The organism is Streptomyces sp. NPDC048496 (genome assembly GCF_043200055.1).
Classification (GTDB): Bacteria; Actinomycetota; Actinomycetes; order Streptomycetales; family Streptomycetaceae; genus Streptomyces.
The window spans coordinates 1-16,118 of sequence record NZ_JBICXB010000079.1; the positions used below are offsets into that span (position 1 = coordinate 1).

At 69.7% G+C, this 16,118-nt stretch carries 16 protein-coding genes; 8 read left to right on the forward strand and 8 right to left on the reverse strand.

The window, feature by feature from the left end; translation table 11 throughout:
- Positions 1–83: 83 nt before the first annotated feature.
- Positions 84–647, reverse strand: coding sequence for a hypothetical protein (locus tag ACGFSA_RS33145; RefSeq protein ID WP_393309732.1), 564 nt, complete (start codon positions 645–647; stop codon positions 84–86).
- Positions 648–785: 138 nt separating this feature from the next.
- On the opposite strand from ACGFSA_RS33145, the gene ACGFSA_RS33150 reads away from it, so the two are divergent.
- Both ACGFSA_RS33150 and ACGFSA_RS33155 read left to right on the forward strand, forming a co-directional pair.
- On the forward strand, positions 786–956 hold the full coding sequence (locus ACGFSA_RS33150; protein ID WP_393309733.1) for a hypothetical protein: 171 nt from the start codon (positions 786–788) through the stop codon (positions 954–956).
- A gap of 56 nt (positions 957–1,012) precedes the next feature.
- Entirely contained in the window at positions 1,013–1,243 is a 231-nt protein-coding gene (locus ACGFSA_RS33155) for a response regulator transcription factor (RefSeq protein WP_393309734.1), read from the forward strand.
- 536 nt (positions 1,244–1,779) lie between these two features.
- Here the strand turns inward: ACGFSA_RS33155 and ACGFSA_RS33160 are convergent.
- Positions 1,780–2,949: an RICIN domain-containing protein gene (locus ACGFSA_RS33160; RefSeq protein WP_393309735.1), complete on the reverse strand. Its 1,170-nt coding sequence runs from the start codon at positions 2,947–2,949 to the stop codon at positions 1,780–1,782.
- Between the two features lie 1,346 nt (positions 2,950–4,295).
- On the opposite strand from ACGFSA_RS33160, the gene ACGFSA_RS33165 reads away from it, so the two are divergent.
- The 3 genes from ACGFSA_RS33165 to ACGFSA_RS33175 all read left to right on the forward strand — a co-directional run bounded on the left by ACGFSA_RS33165 (position 4,296) and on the right by ACGFSA_RS33175 (position 5,941).
- Entirely contained in the window at positions 4,296–4,418 is a 123-nt protein-coding gene (locus ACGFSA_RS33165) for a hypothetical protein (RefSeq protein WP_393309736.1), read from the forward strand.
- Between the two features lie 123 nt (positions 4,419–4,541).
- Positions 4,542–4,769, forward strand: a complete 228-nt coding sequence (locus ACGFSA_RS33170; RefSeq protein ID WP_393309737.1) for a transcriptional repressor — start codon at positions 4,542–4,544, stop codon at positions 4,767–4,769.
- A 362-nt stretch (positions 4,770–5,131) separates the two neighbouring features.
- A complete protein-coding gene (locus ACGFSA_RS33175; protein WP_393309738.1) occupies positions 5,132–5,941 on the forward strand; it encodes a universal stress protein in 810 nt (269 codons plus the stop codon).
- Between the two features lie 56 nt (positions 5,942–5,997).
- Here ACGFSA_RS33175 and ACGFSA_RS33180 read toward each other — a convergent pair whose 3' ends face one another.
- Entirely contained in the window at positions 5,998–6,846 is an 849-nt protein-coding gene (locus ACGFSA_RS33180) for an SMP-30/gluconolactonase/LRE family protein (protein WP_393309748.1), read from the reverse strand.
- A gap of 242 nt (positions 6,847–7,088) precedes the next feature.
- Here ACGFSA_RS33180 and ACGFSA_RS33185 point away from each other — a divergent pair, with 242 nt between their 5' ends.
- The 3 genes from ACGFSA_RS33185 (at position 7,089) to ACGFSA_RS33195 (ending at position 11,403) form a co-directional block, all read left to right on the forward strand.
- Complete coding sequence (locus ACGFSA_RS33185; protein WP_393309740.1) at positions 7,089–8,138, forward strand: NAD(P)-dependent alcohol dehydrogenase; 1,050 nt, start codon at positions 7,089–7,091, stop codon at positions 8,136–8,138.
- 71 nt (positions 8,139–8,209) lie between these two features.
- Positions 8,210–10,039: a glycoside hydrolase family 15 protein gene (locus ACGFSA_RS33190; RefSeq protein WP_393309741.1), complete on the forward strand. Its 1,830-nt coding sequence runs from the start codon at positions 8,210–8,212 to the stop codon at positions 10,037–10,039.
- Positions 10,036–11,403: a glucose-6-phosphate dehydrogenase gene (locus tag ACGFSA_RS33195; protein ID WP_393309742.1), complete on the forward strand. Its 1,368-nt coding sequence runs from the start codon at positions 10,036–10,038 to the stop codon at positions 11,401–11,403. Before ACGFSA_RS33190 ends, ACGFSA_RS33195 begins: the two co-directional genes overlap by 4 nt.
- Here ACGFSA_RS33195 and drmB read toward each other — a convergent pair.
- The 5 genes from drmB to ACGFSA_RS33220 form a co-directional block, all read right to left on the reverse strand.
- Complete coding sequence (drmB, locus tag ACGFSA_RS33200) at positions 11,374–12,879, reverse strand: DrmB family protein (protein WP_393309743.1); 1,506 nt, start codon at positions 12,877–12,879, stop codon at positions 11,374–11,376. The genes ACGFSA_RS33195 and drmB overlap by 30 nt on opposite strands.
- Positions 12,876–14,099: a hypothetical protein gene (locus ACGFSA_RS33205; RefSeq protein ID WP_393309744.1), complete on the reverse strand. Its 1,224-nt coding sequence runs from the start codon at positions 14,097–14,099 to the stop codon at positions 12,876–12,878. Before ACGFSA_RS33205 ends, drmB begins: the two co-directional genes overlap by 4 nt.
- The gene (locus ACGFSA_RS33210; RefSeq protein ID WP_393309745.1) at positions 14,099–14,791 is read right to left on the reverse strand and encodes a hypothetical protein; all 693 of its coding nucleotides are present in this window, start codon (positions 14,789–14,791) and stop codon (positions 14,099–14,101) included. Before ACGFSA_RS33210 ends, ACGFSA_RS33205 begins: the two co-directional genes overlap by 1 nt.
- 156 nt (positions 14,792–14,947) lie before the next feature.
- Positions 14,948–15,418, reverse strand: coding sequence for a hypothetical protein (locus ACGFSA_RS33215; protein WP_393309746.1), 471 nt, complete (start codon positions 15,416–15,418; stop codon positions 14,948–14,950).
- A gap of 269 nt (positions 15,419–15,687) precedes the next feature.
- On the reverse strand, positions 15,688–16,118 hold a 431-nt coding region (locus ACGFSA_RS33220), incomplete at its 5' end, for a zinc ribbon domain-containing protein (protein ID WP_393309747.1).

Genomic DNA, 16,118 nt, shown 5'->3' on the forward strand with positions numbered 1-16,118 from the left:
GACGAAGAGCACTCCGGCGCTGCGCGCCTCCGGGCCAAGGATGGCCTTCACCCCCGCCCTGAAGGGCGGAGCACTGGCCAAGATCAGAGGTAGAGCGTGCGCATCCGCACACCGCGGGCGAGCAGAGCGCGGTCGCGGCCGAGTGCCTCCTGCATGGCTTCCGGCACGCGGCTGCCGCCGCCGGGCTGGCTGGCCAGCACCTCGCTGCGGCAGTTGTCCGAAGCCCGGTCGAGTGCCGCCCGTACCTCCTGCAGGGTGGCGATGACCTCGATCCCCTCACCGGCATCGGCCGCCTGCCTGCCCCGCTGGTAGTGCGGGAAAAAGCCGGCCAGTTGGGCCTGCTGTTTGGCCAGCTCCTCCTGCTGGCGGCGAACCCGGGCCTCGACGGGCGCGGCAAGCCGGGACATCGCAGTCTCCGGCGCGACGGCGTAGCCCGCCCCTGAGTCCTGCGGATCGGGGTACAGCAGGCGCAGGGTGGTCAGCCGACGCACCGAGGCGGCGACGCTGTCGGGGTCCAGTCCCAACTGGGAGGCGATGGGGGCGGGTTCGAGCCGGTGGTGTTCCAGTACCCAGGAGTAGACCGCTGCGTCGACCTGGTCGGGTTCCGTTCCGACCGCCTGCTCATCCGGTTCGTCGGAAAAACGCATATTCGTCCCCCAGTCACCTTGCTGCCACCCAACTTGGTGAGGCGGTCGGTCGATAGCCGCCTGATCACCTCGCCGACATGCTAGATCACAGGCCGAGACCTCTCGGCGGACCGTTGCGATTCCCTCCAGGAGGACTCCATGAAGCGCTTCTTCACCGTGGCTGTACTGCTCGCGGCACTTCTCGGGGCCAGCGCCGCCGCTGTGCTCGGCGTTCCGCAGAACCGCGCGACAGTGGCCGGCAACGCGAACCCGGATGACACGTCGTGGGGCGGCTCGTGCGAGACCCCCCTCTGCATGCCCTTCCACTGAGCGTCGTCATCACCGTCACGCCCATCCGACGTCCCATCAGCCAGGAGAGCGCTCAGATGTCCCGACCCGCCACCGCCGCCCCCGCCCTGAGCGGCCGGGAAGTCCAGGTACTGGAGCTACTGGCCCGGGGAGCCACCTACGATGCCATCGCGCGCCGTCTCCACCTCAGCCCGCACACCGTCGACACCTACCTCCGGCGGATCCGCAGCAAGACGGGCGCCACCAACCGCGTGCAGCTGGCCCTGTTCGCCTTTAGCCACGGCCACGGCCTCCCCCCTGCCTCATGACGTGATCCCGGGACGGGGAGACCGCTGCAGATGGCGGTCTCCCCGCCCCATTACCTCCGGGACTCCGGGGAGGCAGGGCGGATTCGTTGTCCTGTACCGGCCCCCGGTTGAGTATCAGAATCCCGAGAGCCTGCTCCACCTGCCACCGCTTAGCCTGCGGGACGAAGCCGGTGTCCTGCGGGGCCCGCTCGACGGAATCGGCGTCGATGCCCGGTGGCCGATCGGCGGCGGCCATGTGTGGCGAGCACACTGCAATTCTTGTCAATCTGACGACTACAAGGCGGGACATGCGTCCCTGCCGCGTTCGGCTCCGTCGACACGGACCCCGCCCGCGGCACGGGCGGACCTCACGACTCCAGGGACGGGGACAAATGCCACCCGCCGGAGCCCGGGATGACGGCCGGTCGGGGCCCAAGCCGCATGTCCGGCCAAGCCCTCGCCAACCCGCCGGCCGACCCGTGCCTGACGCCGAGCCATGGACATGGGCCCGCCCCCGCCGGCAGGACCCGGCAGGGGCGGAGTCGGGCACCGGATGGTCAGGGCTTGATCGTCCAGCGCTGGTTCCAGTCGTTGGTGCAGGTCCAGACGCCGAGGGCCTTGTTGTCCTCGTCGTAGGTGAGGCAGTCGTCGGCGCTGATGCGGATCTGGTACTGGTAGTCGCCGAGGGAGTAGAGCTCCCACTTCTGGGTGGCGGAGCCCGTCCAGGGCCGGGCCTCGGCCAGGTAGTTCTTGGTGTTCTCGGTGAGGGCGAGGCCGGTGACGGCGTTGGTGATCTTGTAGCGCCCGGTGGCGGTGTCCTGGGTGAAGACCCAGCCGGTGGAGTTGGCGGCGGTGCTGGTGGCGGCAGTGACCGTGCCGCCGGAGGAGCTGGTGGCGGCGGGGGCCCGGCCGTTCTTGACGCTCGGGTGGAACGTGCCGGTCAGCTGGGCAGCGCCCGAGTCGCCGGTGCCGAAACCCGTCCGGATGTGGGTGCTGGTCCCGATGTCATCGGTGTTGTGCGCGGGGATGCCGGGGGTTGTGCCGTTGAGGTTGGTGACGGCGGGAATGATGTTCGCGCCGCCGGTCGGCAGCTGGGGGGTCGAGGGGATGCCGGGTGGGGGGGTGACGCTTCCGTCGGACGCAGGCACCGTCCGGGCCGGGAAGTGGATGGTCCGGCCGCCGTGCGCGCTGGTGTCCGAGTCGTGGCCGAGGAAGGCCCAGTTCATGAAGCCGCCGTCACCGTAGTTGACGAAGGTTGAATCGCCGGCGAAGACCCAGATCTTGAAGTCGTCGTAGCCTTGCGGCCCGCCCTCGGCATCGAGGTGGTACAGCCGGACGCTGTCCTCGTACATCACCCCCTTCATGTTCGCCGAGTAGTCGTTCTTGAACCACGGGGTGTCGAAGGCGTCCGTCCCGTTGGTCTTGAAGACGAGGATGTTGTAGCCGGGTGCGACGCTGCTCAGCTTCGAGACCATGGCCTGGGTGAACTGGGCGTTCTCCATCTTGGCCTGCTTGGCCGAACCGAGCATGAACCTGACGGTGTCGAAGACGGCGCCAATCAGCGCGCTGGTGCAGTTGCCACCCCCGACACCGTCCTTGCCGGAGCAATCGGCTGCGGCGGCCGGGGTCGGGGTGGCGACCAGCGCCGCGCTCGCCCCGGCAAGGAGGGTGGCGACCAGGGCGGTGGCGGTGGCGGACTTCTTCAGACGGGCGGCAACGGCGCTCATGATGGGCTGCTTTCGGATGAGTGGAAAGGAGAACGTCAGACGGACTGGCACAGCGCTGTACGGATGCGGGCGATCAGGTCATCGGCTGTCGGCTCGGCCGACGGGGCCTGGCCGTGGGTGAGCAGGTCGGCGACTGCTGTGTGCACGGCCGCGACATCCGACGGGCGGCCGGGCAAGGGCTGCGGAACCGGTCGGGACGGCCCGCGCAAGAGGGTGGAGGTCCGTGGCGGCGACCTCACGGATGACTGGCCCGGAGACGGCAGGCAGGGGCGTCACCGAGGGTGTCGGCGACGGCCACTCCCGCTCGGTGCGGGCAGTGCTTGTAGGGGTCGGCGGCCCCGGAAAACAGCCGCGGTACAGGGGGGCGACCAGTCGGCTGGCTGGTCGTGGAGGGCTGATCCCCGCCGCGTGGGAGCAGCGGCGACTGTCCCGCCCGCCGACGCGTCCGCGTCGTCGGCCGTCATGCGGGGCTGGGCGGCCGGGTCAGCAGGACATCGCCGACCACGCGGCACTGGGGAACAGGACGTCACCATGGATGCCCGGACCGGGCCACGCCTCCCGACCCCGGGGGAGGGAGGAGGAAGGTATGAGGTGCGAGGTGCGGCCCGAGCAGGAGGGCGAGCATGGCGGCCAGGGCAGCCGCCTCCTCGTCCGAGCTCGAGCCGGCGCTGTCGAGCGGCTCGCAGTCCGTCCACAACGCGGCTCGACCACCCCCCGGTCGGGACTGGAGAAAGGCGGCCGGCCGGAGGAAGCAGCAGCCGGGAGCACTCTCGCACTTCGCACTGCACCGTCGCCACCTCCCCCTGTCCGTTCCGGCTTCCGGCCGGTGTTCCGTTCGGTGAGGCAGATCCTGCCGGGCGGCGTTGACAACGGACAGTCACGGCTAGCCGGTGCCGGGGCGGCGGTACCTGGGGCACGTGACACGCGCTGCGGCCGGGACGCCGAACAGACATCTAGTAGGGCTTTGTTAGGTCCTGTGGTGGGTGTCGGGTGTCGGTGCGGGTTGGCCGCATATCGAGCAGGCGCCGGTCCAGGTGGCCAGGAGGGCCTGGAGTTCGCGGAGGGCTCAAGGATGGCAACACACTCCACGTGGTGCGTCATCGGAAAGATGCCGGCCTGAGCAAGTCACGGAAAAGCCCAGGTCCGAGCTACTTTCCCGGCTCGCCGTCCTGCGTGCGGGCGCCGAGAGCGTCAAACGGGCGTCAAGGCCGACAGTCCGTCCCTCCTCCTCGGGGCAGAACAGGCTGCCACAACCAGCTCACCCGGCAGGTCCTGCCCCCGCTCACTCAGGACGTCGGCTTGCACATCATGACCCGCTCCACTTCTCAGGCCGCCATAATGGATGCATGCCCTCCAGCCTGGCCCTCGGCTCCTTCGCGGGCACAGCGGCGGCCCTCGGCGGACTGACCCTCGCGGCACTCGTCCTCGCCCGCGTCGCGGCCCGGTCCTCCGCTTCCGCCGGGGACTGAGCGGACGCCCACCGCGTGCCGGGGGCACGGCACGCGGTGGTCCACACAGCCCGGGTCCCACGGAACGCCTCCATGGGACCCGGGCTTCGACGAACCGGAACAGCCTTCAGCAGGGGGTCGGTCGTGACCGTCACAACAGTGGAGACGAACAGGCGGATGACCCGTCAACGCGCCACCGTGGAGAAGGCGCTGGCCGATCGCGCAGAGTTCGTCTCGGCCCAGGAGCTCCACGGGTCGATGAGTGAGTCGGGCATCCGCGTCGGTCTCACCACCGTGTACCGCGCACTGCAGGACCTGGAGCGATCCGGCGCCGCCGACGTCGTGCGCGACGTCGTCGGCGAGAGGCTCTAACCGGGTACGTGCCGCACTGGCACCGCGAGATGGGGCATCCCCGCTCTGCCCCTGCTGAGAACTGCGCGCGAGAGCAGGTCAACGGCCGGCGGCCTCAGCTCCTGCGCGAGCAGAGCGCGACCGCTCCGCACGACGGCGGAGTCATCGTGATCGTCGCCACCACCGACCCGGCCACACCCGCCCGCCGAGCTCCAGGCCCTGATCGACGTGGTCGCCACCGGACACGGCATTGATCTCTACTGCTGTGTTCAACGAACTACCGGTAGTACGAATCCGAGCCAACCGCTGGTCTGTTGAGCCACCGATGGCAGCCGCGCATCGTCGGGGTGAAGCTAGGGGGTGAAGCGAGCACTGGAGGAGCGATGGGCAACCTGGTCGTCGTAGGAGTGGATGGCTCGTCGGCGAGTCTTGCCGCAGTGGAGGAGGCCGCCCGGGAAGCCCAGCGGCGCCGTGCGGAACTGCGAGTGGTGCACGCGTTCAGCTGGCCGGTCAGGCCCGTCTACGCCCCGCTGGACCCCGCGCCGCTGCAGCACCTGGTGAATGAGGCGGCGCAGCGCGCCAAGAGCGTGGCGCCTCAGGTGGTGGTCACCGAAGCCGTGGTGACCGGCGAGGCAGTGGCAGTGCTGGAGGCTGAGTCGCGAGCCGCGGACCTGGTGGTCGTCGGCCCCCGGGGGATGGGGGGCTTCATCGGGATGCTGCTGGGTTCGACGGCCGTTTCCCTGGCTGCCCACAGTCAGTGTCCGGTGATGGTGGTGCGCGAGGAACCGGATCCGGCCTGGCCGATCGTGCTGGGGGTCGACGGGTCCCCTGTCGGCGACAAGGCAGTTGATTTCGCCTTCGCCGAGGCGGCGCTGCGCGGGGCCGAGCTCGTTGGCGTGCACGCATGGATCCCTGACTATGCGCCGGCCGGTTCGGGCGTGGAGAGCGCGGAACGCCTTGTGGCCCAAGCGCTCGCCGGTCGCACGGAGAGGTATCCGGAGGTCACGGTAAGACACGAAGTCCTGAGTGGCGAAACGCGCGAGGTACTGATCGAGTCGAGCAAGACCGCACAGCTGATGGTCGTCGGAGCCAGGGGGCGGGGCGGCTTTGCCGGGTTGGTCCTGGGGTCGGTGAGCCAGGCGCTGCTGCATCACGCGCTCTGCCCTGTCACCGTCGCCCGTGGCAGGCCCTGACCGAACCCACGTCCGACCGAACCTACATGGCGCGGGATCGCGTGCGGCGAGTTCCCTCAGCCGGCGAAGGCGGGCTGGTCGAGTCCCCGCCCCGCGTCCGGCAGTACGAGCAGTGAACCGGCGTACAGGTGTGGCGCCTCGAGGCCGACGCGTGCCGTGGTGATGTACAGATCACGCAGATCGGCACCGCCGAAGGCGCAGGCCGTGGGGCGCTTGGTCGGTACTCGCAGAATGCGGTCCAGGTCACCGGAAGGTGAGTACCGGCGGATGGCCGAGCCGTCCCACAGGGCGACCCAGACGCGGCCGTCGGCATCGACGGTGAGCCCGTCGGGAAATCCTGCGCCGGACTCGATGGTCACGAATTCGCGGCGTCTGGCGATGTCGTGATCACCCATCACATCAAAGACGTCGATGCGCCGCGTCGGCGTGTCGACGTAGTACATGAGTCGTCCGTCGGGGCTCCAGCCGATTCCGTTGCTGATGGTGACGTCGCCGAGGATCTCGGTCACGGTGCCGTCCGGCGTGATGCGCAGCAGGTTGCCGCCGCCGGGCGACTCGTCGTACGCCATCGACCCCGCCCAGAGCGAGCCGTCCGGGCCGACGGCCGCATGATTGCCTCTGCGGCCCGGCACCGGCTCATGGTGCAGCCAGGCAAAGGCGTCATCGGGTCCGTAACACGCCACTCCGTCACGGAGGTTGACGACGAGCCCGCCGCCTGCGCGGGGCAACGCAGCGCCGACGTGCTGCTCGGTGGCCGTGACCGTGCACCGGCCGCTCGATGGCGCGTACGTGTGGATTCTGGAGCCGAGGATGTCCACCCAGATCAGCCGCTGGGCGTCGGAATCCCACGCCGGCCCCTCGCCCAGCGTGGCGACCGACTGCACGACTGCTTCGAGACCGGCCATCATGCCTCCCCGGACGGCCTGCACCGCCCTGGCGACGCACCGGAGCGATCTGCCGGCCATCCTCATGACCAGCATGATTCCCGAGAGTGCCCCGCACAAGAGCAGCCGGGACACAAGCGTCATAGCCCCTCAACAGCCCCCAATCGCGATCAAGCATCACCTTTGAGACCGTGAAGAGAGGGCTGCAGTGCGGCCCACCACCGCATCCGGAGATCAGAACGCCGGCTGGAGGGATCGAATCCATGAAGGCATTCGTGATGAAAGAGATCGGCCGTGTGGGTTTCATGGACAAGGCCGATCCGCAACCGGGTCCTGGCGACGCCATCGTGCGGACGACGAAAGCCCTGATCTGCACTTCGGACTCCCATACTGTCGAGGGTGGCATCGGCCCCCGGGAGGATCTGACACTGGGACATGAAGCGGTGGGCGTCGTGCACGCTGTCGGGAGCGAGGTGAAAGACTTCCGGCCCGGCGACCGCGTGCTGGTCGGCGCCATCACTCCCGACTGGGGCGACCTCGCTTCCCAGAACGGCTACCCGTCGCAGTCCGGTGCACCGCTCGGGGGTTTCAAGTTCGCGAATTCAAAAGATGGTGTCTTCGCTGATTATTTCCATGTGAACGAAGCCGACGCCAATCTCGCCAAAATACCCGACGACATCACCGATGAACTGGCGGTCTACTGCGCCGACATGATGTCGACCGGGTTCATGGGAGCCGAGCATGGCGCCATTCCGATCGGCGGGACCGTGGCCGTCCTCGCACAGGGACCGGTGGGGCTGATGGCGACGGCAGGAGCCAGGCTCTGCGGCGCGGGCCTCGTCATCGGCGTCGAATCGGTCCCCGATCGGCAAAAACTCGCCCACAGGTACGGCGCGGACGAGATCGTGGACTTCTCCAAGGAGGACGTCGTCGAGCGGATCGACGAACTGACGCAGGGGCAGGGGGTCGACACCGCCATCGAGGCGCTCGGCGCGGATGCGACGTTCCAGACCGCAGTGAAGATCACTAAGCCCGGAGGCACGGTCTCCAACATCGGCTATTTCGGATCGGGCGAGTTCGTGCGTATTCCGCGTGCCGAGTGGGGAGTCGGAATGGCCGACAAGACGATCGCGACAGGGCTCTGCCCCGGTGGCAGACTGCGCATGGAACGCCTGTTGCGCGTACTGGAATCGAAACGCATCGACCCCTCGCACATGACCACCCATACGTTCCACTTCGACGACATGGAGCGCGCCTTCGAGGTTTCCGACAAGAAACTCGAGGACGTGGTGAAGGTGCTGATCACTTTCTAGAGCCTCGCATCGGCTCGTACCGATGTTCCGGGCTGTACACCGAAGCTCCGGGTGCTTTCAAGTGAGGCGTCATGCACGATTTCGACCCGCCTTTCCGTCCGATCCGCCGACGGGACGGATACCTACCGCTGGAGGACCTCGGCCTCATCGGGGACGGGGCGACGGCTGCGCTCGTCGGCCTGGACGGCTCCATCCCGTGGCTGTGCCTGCCCCGGTTCGACGCCGAGCCGGTGTTCTGCGCGTTGCTGGACCGCTCACGCGGTGGTCACTTCACCGTGGCGCCACAGGACCTGGTGGATGCCCGGCAGCGCTATGAGCCCGATACGGGCGTCCTGATCACCGAGTTGCGCAGCGGCACCGGGACGGTGCGCATCACCGATGCGCTGGCCGTGCGTTCCGGCGCCGATCTCACCGATGACGCGCCGGCCGGGCGGGCCGAGCTCGTGCGGTCGGCCGTCGCCCTGGACGGGGATGTCCGCCTCCAGGTGGATGTCGAGCTCCGCGGCGGCGGGCAGGCGCGGACGCTGTTCAGCGGGCTCGAACTGCGCCCCTCCCGGCATCCGGACCTCCGCCTGCACCTGCGCTCCAACCGTCCCCTCAGCAGCCTGCACAGCACACACGACCTGAGACAGGGCGAACGACTCGACCTCGTGCTGTCGTGGGGCCGCTTCCACCGCCACCACCGGTTCGATCCCGACGCGATGCTGCGGGAGACCACTGATGCCTGGCGGCGCTGGATGAAGCACTTCGACTACGCCGGCCCGCAAGAGCCGTTGGTGCGGCGCTCCGCGATCACCCTGAAACTCTGCGACGACTGGGCCAACGGCGCGCTGGTCGCGGCGCCCACCTCCTCGTTGCCGGCACCGATCGGCGGAATCCGCAACTGGGACTACCGCTATGCCTGGATACGCGACGCCGCCTTCGCCGTGTTCGCCCTGCGCCGCATCGGCTTCGCGAGTGAGGCCGACGGTTTCCTCGGCTGGGTCCTCGACGCTTTCGAGCAGAGCCGAAGCCCCCGGATCATGTACGACCTCGACGGCAACCCCGTACCGGACGAGATCGAGGACGGCGAGCTCGAGGGATACCGCCGCTCGGCCCCGGTGCGATGGGGCAACGGCGCATCCGACCAGCGCCAGCACGACGTCTACGGCGAGATCTTGGACTGCGCCGCCCAGTGGCTGCGCACCGGCCGGGAGGTCCAGCCCGCGCTGTGGGCCGGCCTTGCAGGGCTGGCCGACAGCGCGGAGCAGGCGTGGCGGCAACCGGATCAGGGAATCTGGGAAGTACGCAGCGAGGGCCGGGCGTTCACCTACTCAGCCGGGCTGTGCCAAGTGGCCCTGGACCGGGCCGCGACCATCGGCGACGAGCTCGGTCTGCCTGGACGGATCACAGCATGGCGCGCCTCGGCCGACGAGCTGCGCCGGCTCATCCTGGAGCAGTCCTGGGACGAGGACGCGCAGACCCTGAGCGCACACCTGGACGGCGGCGGCGTTCTGGACGCGAGCCTGCTGGCGCTTCCGCTGCGTGAGGTCGTGCCGACAGATCACCCGCGGATGGTGGCGACCACCGCGGCCATCGCCGAGCGCCTGTCGGCCGGTGACGGGCTGCTCTACCGCTATCTGCACACGGAGTCACCCGACGGTCTGGCCGGCGACGAGGGTGCCTTCCTGCTGTGCAGCTTCTGGCTGGTCGACAACCTGGTCGGCCAGGACCGGACAGAAGAGGCCGAGGAGCTGTACGCCTCGCTGTGTGCGCGGGCGAGTCCGCTCGGCCTGCTGTCGGAGCAGATCAATCCGTCCACAGGAGAGTTCATGGGCAACTTCCCTCAGGCGTTCAGCCATATCGGGATCGTCGCCAGCGGGGTGAACCTCGCCCGAGCGAGGGCAGGTGCTCGGGCGTGATCAACCGACTTGCCGTCTTCGGCGCGACGGGCGACCTCAGCGCACGCTATCTGCTGCCGGCATTGGCCGCCCTGCGGGCAGCGGGACACCTCGACGCCGGTTTCCAGCTGACCGGAGCCAGCCGGGAGGACTGGGACAGCGAGCAGTTCCGGCGATGGGCAGTCGCCCAGCTCGACCGTCACGGCGGCTCCTGGCCGGCCGGCGCCAGGGAGGCGGTCGCGGCCGCGGCCCGCTACCGACAGGCCGACGTCACCGCCCCCTCCGACGTCGCCGCGGCCGTCGCCGGCGACGGCCCTGTCGCCGTCTACCTTGCCCTGCCCCCGGCGGTCTTCCCCCTTGCAGTCACCGCACTGCACCAGGCGGGCCTGCCTCCGGGCAGCCGGATCGTGCTGGAGAAGCCGTTCGGCGAAGACCTGGCCGGCGCGCAGAAGTTGAACGGGTTGCTCGCCGACCTGGCGCCGGAGCAGGCGGTGTTCCGGGTCGACCACTTCCTGGCCATGACGACCGTCCAGAACCTGCTCGGCAGCCGACTCGCCAACCGCGTACTGGAGCCCATCTGGAACAGCACCCACATCGCCGAGGTGGAGATCGTCTGGGACGAGACCCTCGCGCTGGAAGGCAGGGCCGGCTACTACGACCACGTCGGGGCGTTGAAGGACATGGTGCAGAACCATCTGCTCCAACTGCTCTGCCTGGTGGCCATGGAACCTCCCATCACCCTTGGGGAGCGGGACCTGCGCGACCGGAAGGTTGACGCCCTGCGGTCCGTGCGAATCCTCACGGAGGACGACGTCGTGCACCGCACCCGCCGCGCACGCTATCTGCCCGGCCGGATCGGTGACCATGACATCCCTGCCTATGCCGACGAGGAGGGCGTGAGCCCGGAGCGTCGCACGGAGACCTTCGCCGAGGTTGAACTGGAACTGGACAGCTGGCGCTGGGCCGGCACAAGGTTCCGGCTCCGCAGCGGCAAGGCCCTCAAGCGGGACCGCAAGGAGGTCGCGGTGCGTTTTCGCTCCGTCCCCCACCTCCCCTTCGGCCACAGCGGGGAGGCCCTGCCCAACGTGCTCCGCTTCGTACTCGAACCAGAAGGGCTGACCCTGGACCTCATGGGCATCGGTTCCAAGACCAACACCCTGGCCCCGCTCTCGCTGAGTGCGCAGATGGAACCGCCCGACCTGCCCGCCTACGGACGGCTCCTGCTGGACGTCCTGAACGGGGACCCCGCCTTGTCCATCCGCGGCGACGAGGCCGAGGAAGCGTGGCGGGTCCTCGCACCCGTACTCGCAGCCTGGGACAAGGGCCTGGTTCCACTGGAGGAGTACCCGGCCGGCTCAGACGGGCCGCCCCCACGTCAACCGTAGGGAGCCGGCCGGCCGCGGGACGACTTGCTCCACGAAGTGGCTGCCCCGGCAGGCGATGTCTGACCGCTGGCCCCGCACGGTGGTGCGGTGCGCCGCGAGCGCCGCGGTGCCGGCCACCCGCTGCTCCCAGTCGGCCATCAGCTCGTCCGAGACCCGCAGGAAGATGCCCTCGCCACGCACCTCGCTGGCCGGCACCCAGGTGGGGACGCGGCTGCGGGAGAGGGGTGCGCGGGCCACGAGGGTGGGGTCTTCGGGGTCCGGTGCGTCGAGCCGGGTGAAACCGATCAACGCCCTCACCTCCCGCAGCCGCTCCGCCTGGACGACATGGGAGAAGACCCCGTCGAGGGCCGGCGGCACCGGGACGTCGCGCAGCGCGAAGTCCTCGGTCGGCTCCGGAAGCTGCGGGCTGGTGAAGATCTCCCATTCGGGCGTGAGCAGGTCCGGGTACGAGGTGGCCTCCGAGGACTGGGGCTCCGCGGCCGCGGACCGGTGCGCCTCGATGGCTTCGAACACCTCGGACTGACTCCACTGGTGCAGCGGCTTGAACTGCGGGAGCTCCCAGACCATGTCGAGGGACTCCTGCGACTTCGCCTTCTGCAGGTGCTCCCACAGCTGTTCCACCTTGCCCTGCAGGGCACTGCCGCTGGTCGGTGGCACCGCCAGGACGCTGAGCGTCTGCGCGAACCACTGGTTCGAGGCGCCGATGACCAGCGGCTTGGGACGCTGCTTGCAGCCTGCCGGATCGAAGGTCGCCAGGTGGGGCTGGCGACCGCGGCAGTGCGGCAGGGTGATCTCGCCGCGCTGCCCCATGGCGTCGCGGATGTTGCGCTCGCTGCCGCAGTTCACGCAGCGCACCTTCACGTTGGCCGCCTGGTTACCGCCGTGGTCGAGCATCTCCAGCCGCGGGTGGCTGGCCTCCGTGCAGTTCCCGCCCCGGTGGACGAACAACGCGTACGGGAAGTCGTCCAGGTGTCCGGCCTGGCAGACCAGGACGAAGCGTGCCGCGACGGCGAGCGGGCGCTTGCCCTTGCGCTTGGCGGTGCAGTTGTCGTGGAAGAACCGCGCCTGGTCGGGACGCCGGGGCTTGGCGTTCTCGAACTTGAAGATCTTCGAGTCGAGGCCGCCGAGGGCATTGCAGGTGGTGCAGCGCAGCCACTGGGGGAAGGGCAGGACCGGGACGCCGATCCGGGACGCGGGGCCGGTGGGGTCGTTGTCCGTGCCGTCCATCCAGGGTGCCGGCCGCAGTTGGGTGACCTGGGCGCCGTACGGGTCCGCTATCAGGCCGTTGACGGCCCGCAGGAGCCGCGGCTCCTTCAGGTCCGCCCACTCGAGCGAGTCGTACTGCCAGTCGTCGATCCCCCGCACCAGGACGGCGAAGTTGGGCAGGTCGACCAGAGCGCCCACACCGCCCGTGTACATCAGGTGGCTGGGGCGTACGGATCCGACCCGGCGCCGGTGCTGTGTCTTGTCCGTCATGCCTGTGCCTTCTTCCCCTGACGGTCGGCCTGACCGGCCTTGCCGTCCAGTACGGCGCCCGTTTCATCTCCCTCGGGCGAGTCCTCACCGTCGGAGGCGCCACCGATGTGTGCGGCCCAGCCAGCGGGCACCGGGCTGCCGGAGCCGCGCAGGTGGTCGACGGTCACCTCCACCCGGTACCACCAGCGTCCGTCGGCTCCGACGAAGCAGCGTCGCGTACCGGCGACGTCGTTGCGCGGCACATACGGGGCGTCCTGTTCGCTCGTCTGGTCGGCGACGCGGACCCAACCGCGACGGGTACGGGCGAACCCGGGTCCGCCGAGGTTCGTGCGGACCGATGCCTCCGATACGTCGAAGCGGGCGCTGATGGCCTCGGCGATCGCGTTCACCTCGGCTTCCCCACCCGCGTTGGGGATCTCGCGGGCGATCATCTCCCGGATGCCGAGGTACTCCTCGCCGCCCCACGCGCGCAGTCCGTACAGGTTGCGGTCGAGCCGGATGAAGCGCGCGTCGGTCCAGATCTGGTTGCGCATGCTGTTGATGGCGCTGCCGTCGGCGAGCTGCTCGTGGATGTCCTCCATGGACATCGGCGTCCCGCGCAGGGAGAGCACAGCGGCGGCCCGGTCGTTGAGCGAACGCCCCCAGTACAGCAGCCGTCCGTCCCGCACCTGGAAGCGTCCGATCTCGGCCGCCCAGTCGGCGAGCACCTCGCTACGGACTCCGTAGCGCAGCCCGAGGGCCACCGCGTCGTCCCAGGCCAGCGGGGTGTCCCCGCAGGCGGCGAGCAGGTCCTCCTGCATGACCGCCCGCAGGGCGGCCGCGTCACCCTGCACGATCCAGGTCCCGACGAGTGTCCCTCCGGGCAGGAGCCGCGCCACGATGTCACCGAGCGGCACACCCAACGCCTCAACGGGGCGGGCGTGGTCCGGGTGCAGTGCGTGCACCTCGGCCACCTGGCCCACGGTGCCGAGCTGTTCGGCCACCGCGGCCAGGTGCCCGGCGAAGGCCCGGCCGTCCTCGTCGGCCACCATCCACTGCATGAGGGAGTCCGCCACGGCACGTTCCAACTGCCGGACCCGCTCCCGGCTGACGGAGAACCGCTCCCCCAGGTCCTGGAGCTTCACCGGCTCGTCGGTAAACATCCGCTGGCCGGCGATCACCAGGGCTCGCTCGTCCCAGCCGTCGACCAGCCGCGTGAAGGCGGCGAGCGGCTCAGCCATCAGCGCGGGGCGGGCGGCGGGCTCGCGTCGCTGGCGTGCGGCTCCTCGGCGTCTGCGGCCGGGTCTCGGTCCTCGAAGGCCTCACGCGGCGCCGGAAGTTCTACGGCCTGGGATTGATCCCCGGCCTGGTCGTCGACGGGCTCGGGGACCGGCACCGGCGGCGTCCCCTCCTCGGGCTCTTCCTCCAACCCCTGGAGCACGGCGAGCGCCGCACGTACTTCGGCCGGTGCGTCCGCCGGCAGCCACCGGGCGATCACGGACACGGCATCCCGTACGCGCGTCCCCTCGCTCTCCTCCCGAGGTGCGCCGCGCTGGTGCAACCGGTCGAGGATCGAGCCGAACACCGCAGCGAGGACCCGGTCCCCGTCCACGACCCCGGGCCCTGCCTCCCGAGCGACCTGCGCCACCGTCTTCCCCGGCTCGACTCCCGGAGTCCCGAGCAGGCGCAGTACGGGGAGCACGTCCCCGAGCTCCACGTGAGGCCACAGGGACCGCAGGGCCTGCGCCACCTGGTGGCTGAGCGCCTCGGCCCCGATGACCCGATCGATCTCCATCAACGGTGTTGCGTGCCACCAGCCGAGCGGCAGCCGTACGTCCTCCAGCCGGGCGGCGAGGAGCTGTGGATCGGCGTAGCGCACGGCGGGCAGGAGATCGGCCAGGGAGGTGGAGGCGTACGGCGCGGAGGATGTCATGGTCGGGCGACACTCCAGAGACGGGGGCAGGTGGCCACGGTCGGTGACTGACTCGCTCGACGTTACGGGCCTCCACTGACAGTCACTCCATGATCACCCTTGTTGTGAGCCCTGACCAGGGAAGAGTCCATTTCCGTCAGGAGCAGGCGCAATTGCTCACGCGACGGACCGATCCGGGGCAGGACCGCAGTCCCCGCACCGGGCGTCGGGAACGTGGCTGCGGAAGGCACGTTCGCAGCCGTCGCACGTGATGAGGGGTGCTGGCCGTGGGCGACGCGGCTCGGGCGCGGACACCGGAAGGGGCGGCGGCGGCAGGAGGGTGGTGGTGGTGGTGGTGGTGGTGGTGGTGGTGAGCCGGTGCTCCAGGAAGCGGGGCGGGTGGTGGATGGGGACCGGTGCGGGCGGCAGGTTGGCGGTGAGCGTGCGGGTGATCTGCTCGGGAGTCGCCTGCCGGGCCAGCCACTCCTCGACGGCGGGCGTCAGCCGCTGGACATCACACACCGAGAGGATCAGGCGGGCATCGGCGATCCGTAGCCGGGCCAGAAGGTCCGCCGCCGGGCCGGCGGCAGCGGCTGCGGGTGGGACGGGCTCGGCCGGTTCACCCGGCTCGGGTTCGGCCTGCGGCACGGCTGGTTGCTGCCGAGTCGACGCGGCTGTGGGTGCTGGTGCGCAGCCGGGCTTGTCGTAGGCGAGGGTGCGGGTCGCGAAACGTCCGCCACCGAGCGGAATCCTCCGGCGCTCCAGATACCCGGCTTCCTCAAGCTCGTTGAGGGCCCGGCGGATGGTGATCTCGCCCTCGCGGAAGCGGAGGGTGAGGGCCTTGGCCGTGACGCTGACGCCGTCCGGAACGGACTGGATTTGAAGTGCTCTCCCGGCTGAAGCCGGGAGATTCCCGCTTACCTTGCGGCAGCGGGCTTGACGCGCTTCGTGCGCCTGACGACTGCCCTCCCGGCAGCCGGGATGAGCGCGAGGCCCATCCGGTACAGGTGCAAGACGTTCCGGGCCGCGTTGTGATCGGCGTTGCCCGACCAGCCGCAGTCCGGGTTCTTGCACACGAACACGGCCTGGCTCTCCCGGCTGCCGGGCGTGGTGAAGCCGCACGCTGAGCAGCGTCGGGAGGTGCCGGGGGCGGGGACCTTGTGCAGAATGCCGCCGAGCTGGGCGGTCTTGTACGTCAGCATGGTGACCGTCCGGCCCCATGCCTCCTGGCTGATGGAGCGGTTCAGCCCAGATTTCTGGGCAACGTTCTTCCCCGGCTCTTCAACCGTTCCCCTGGCGGACTTGACCATGTTCGTGATGGTGAGTGCTTCGACCACGACAGTGCCGT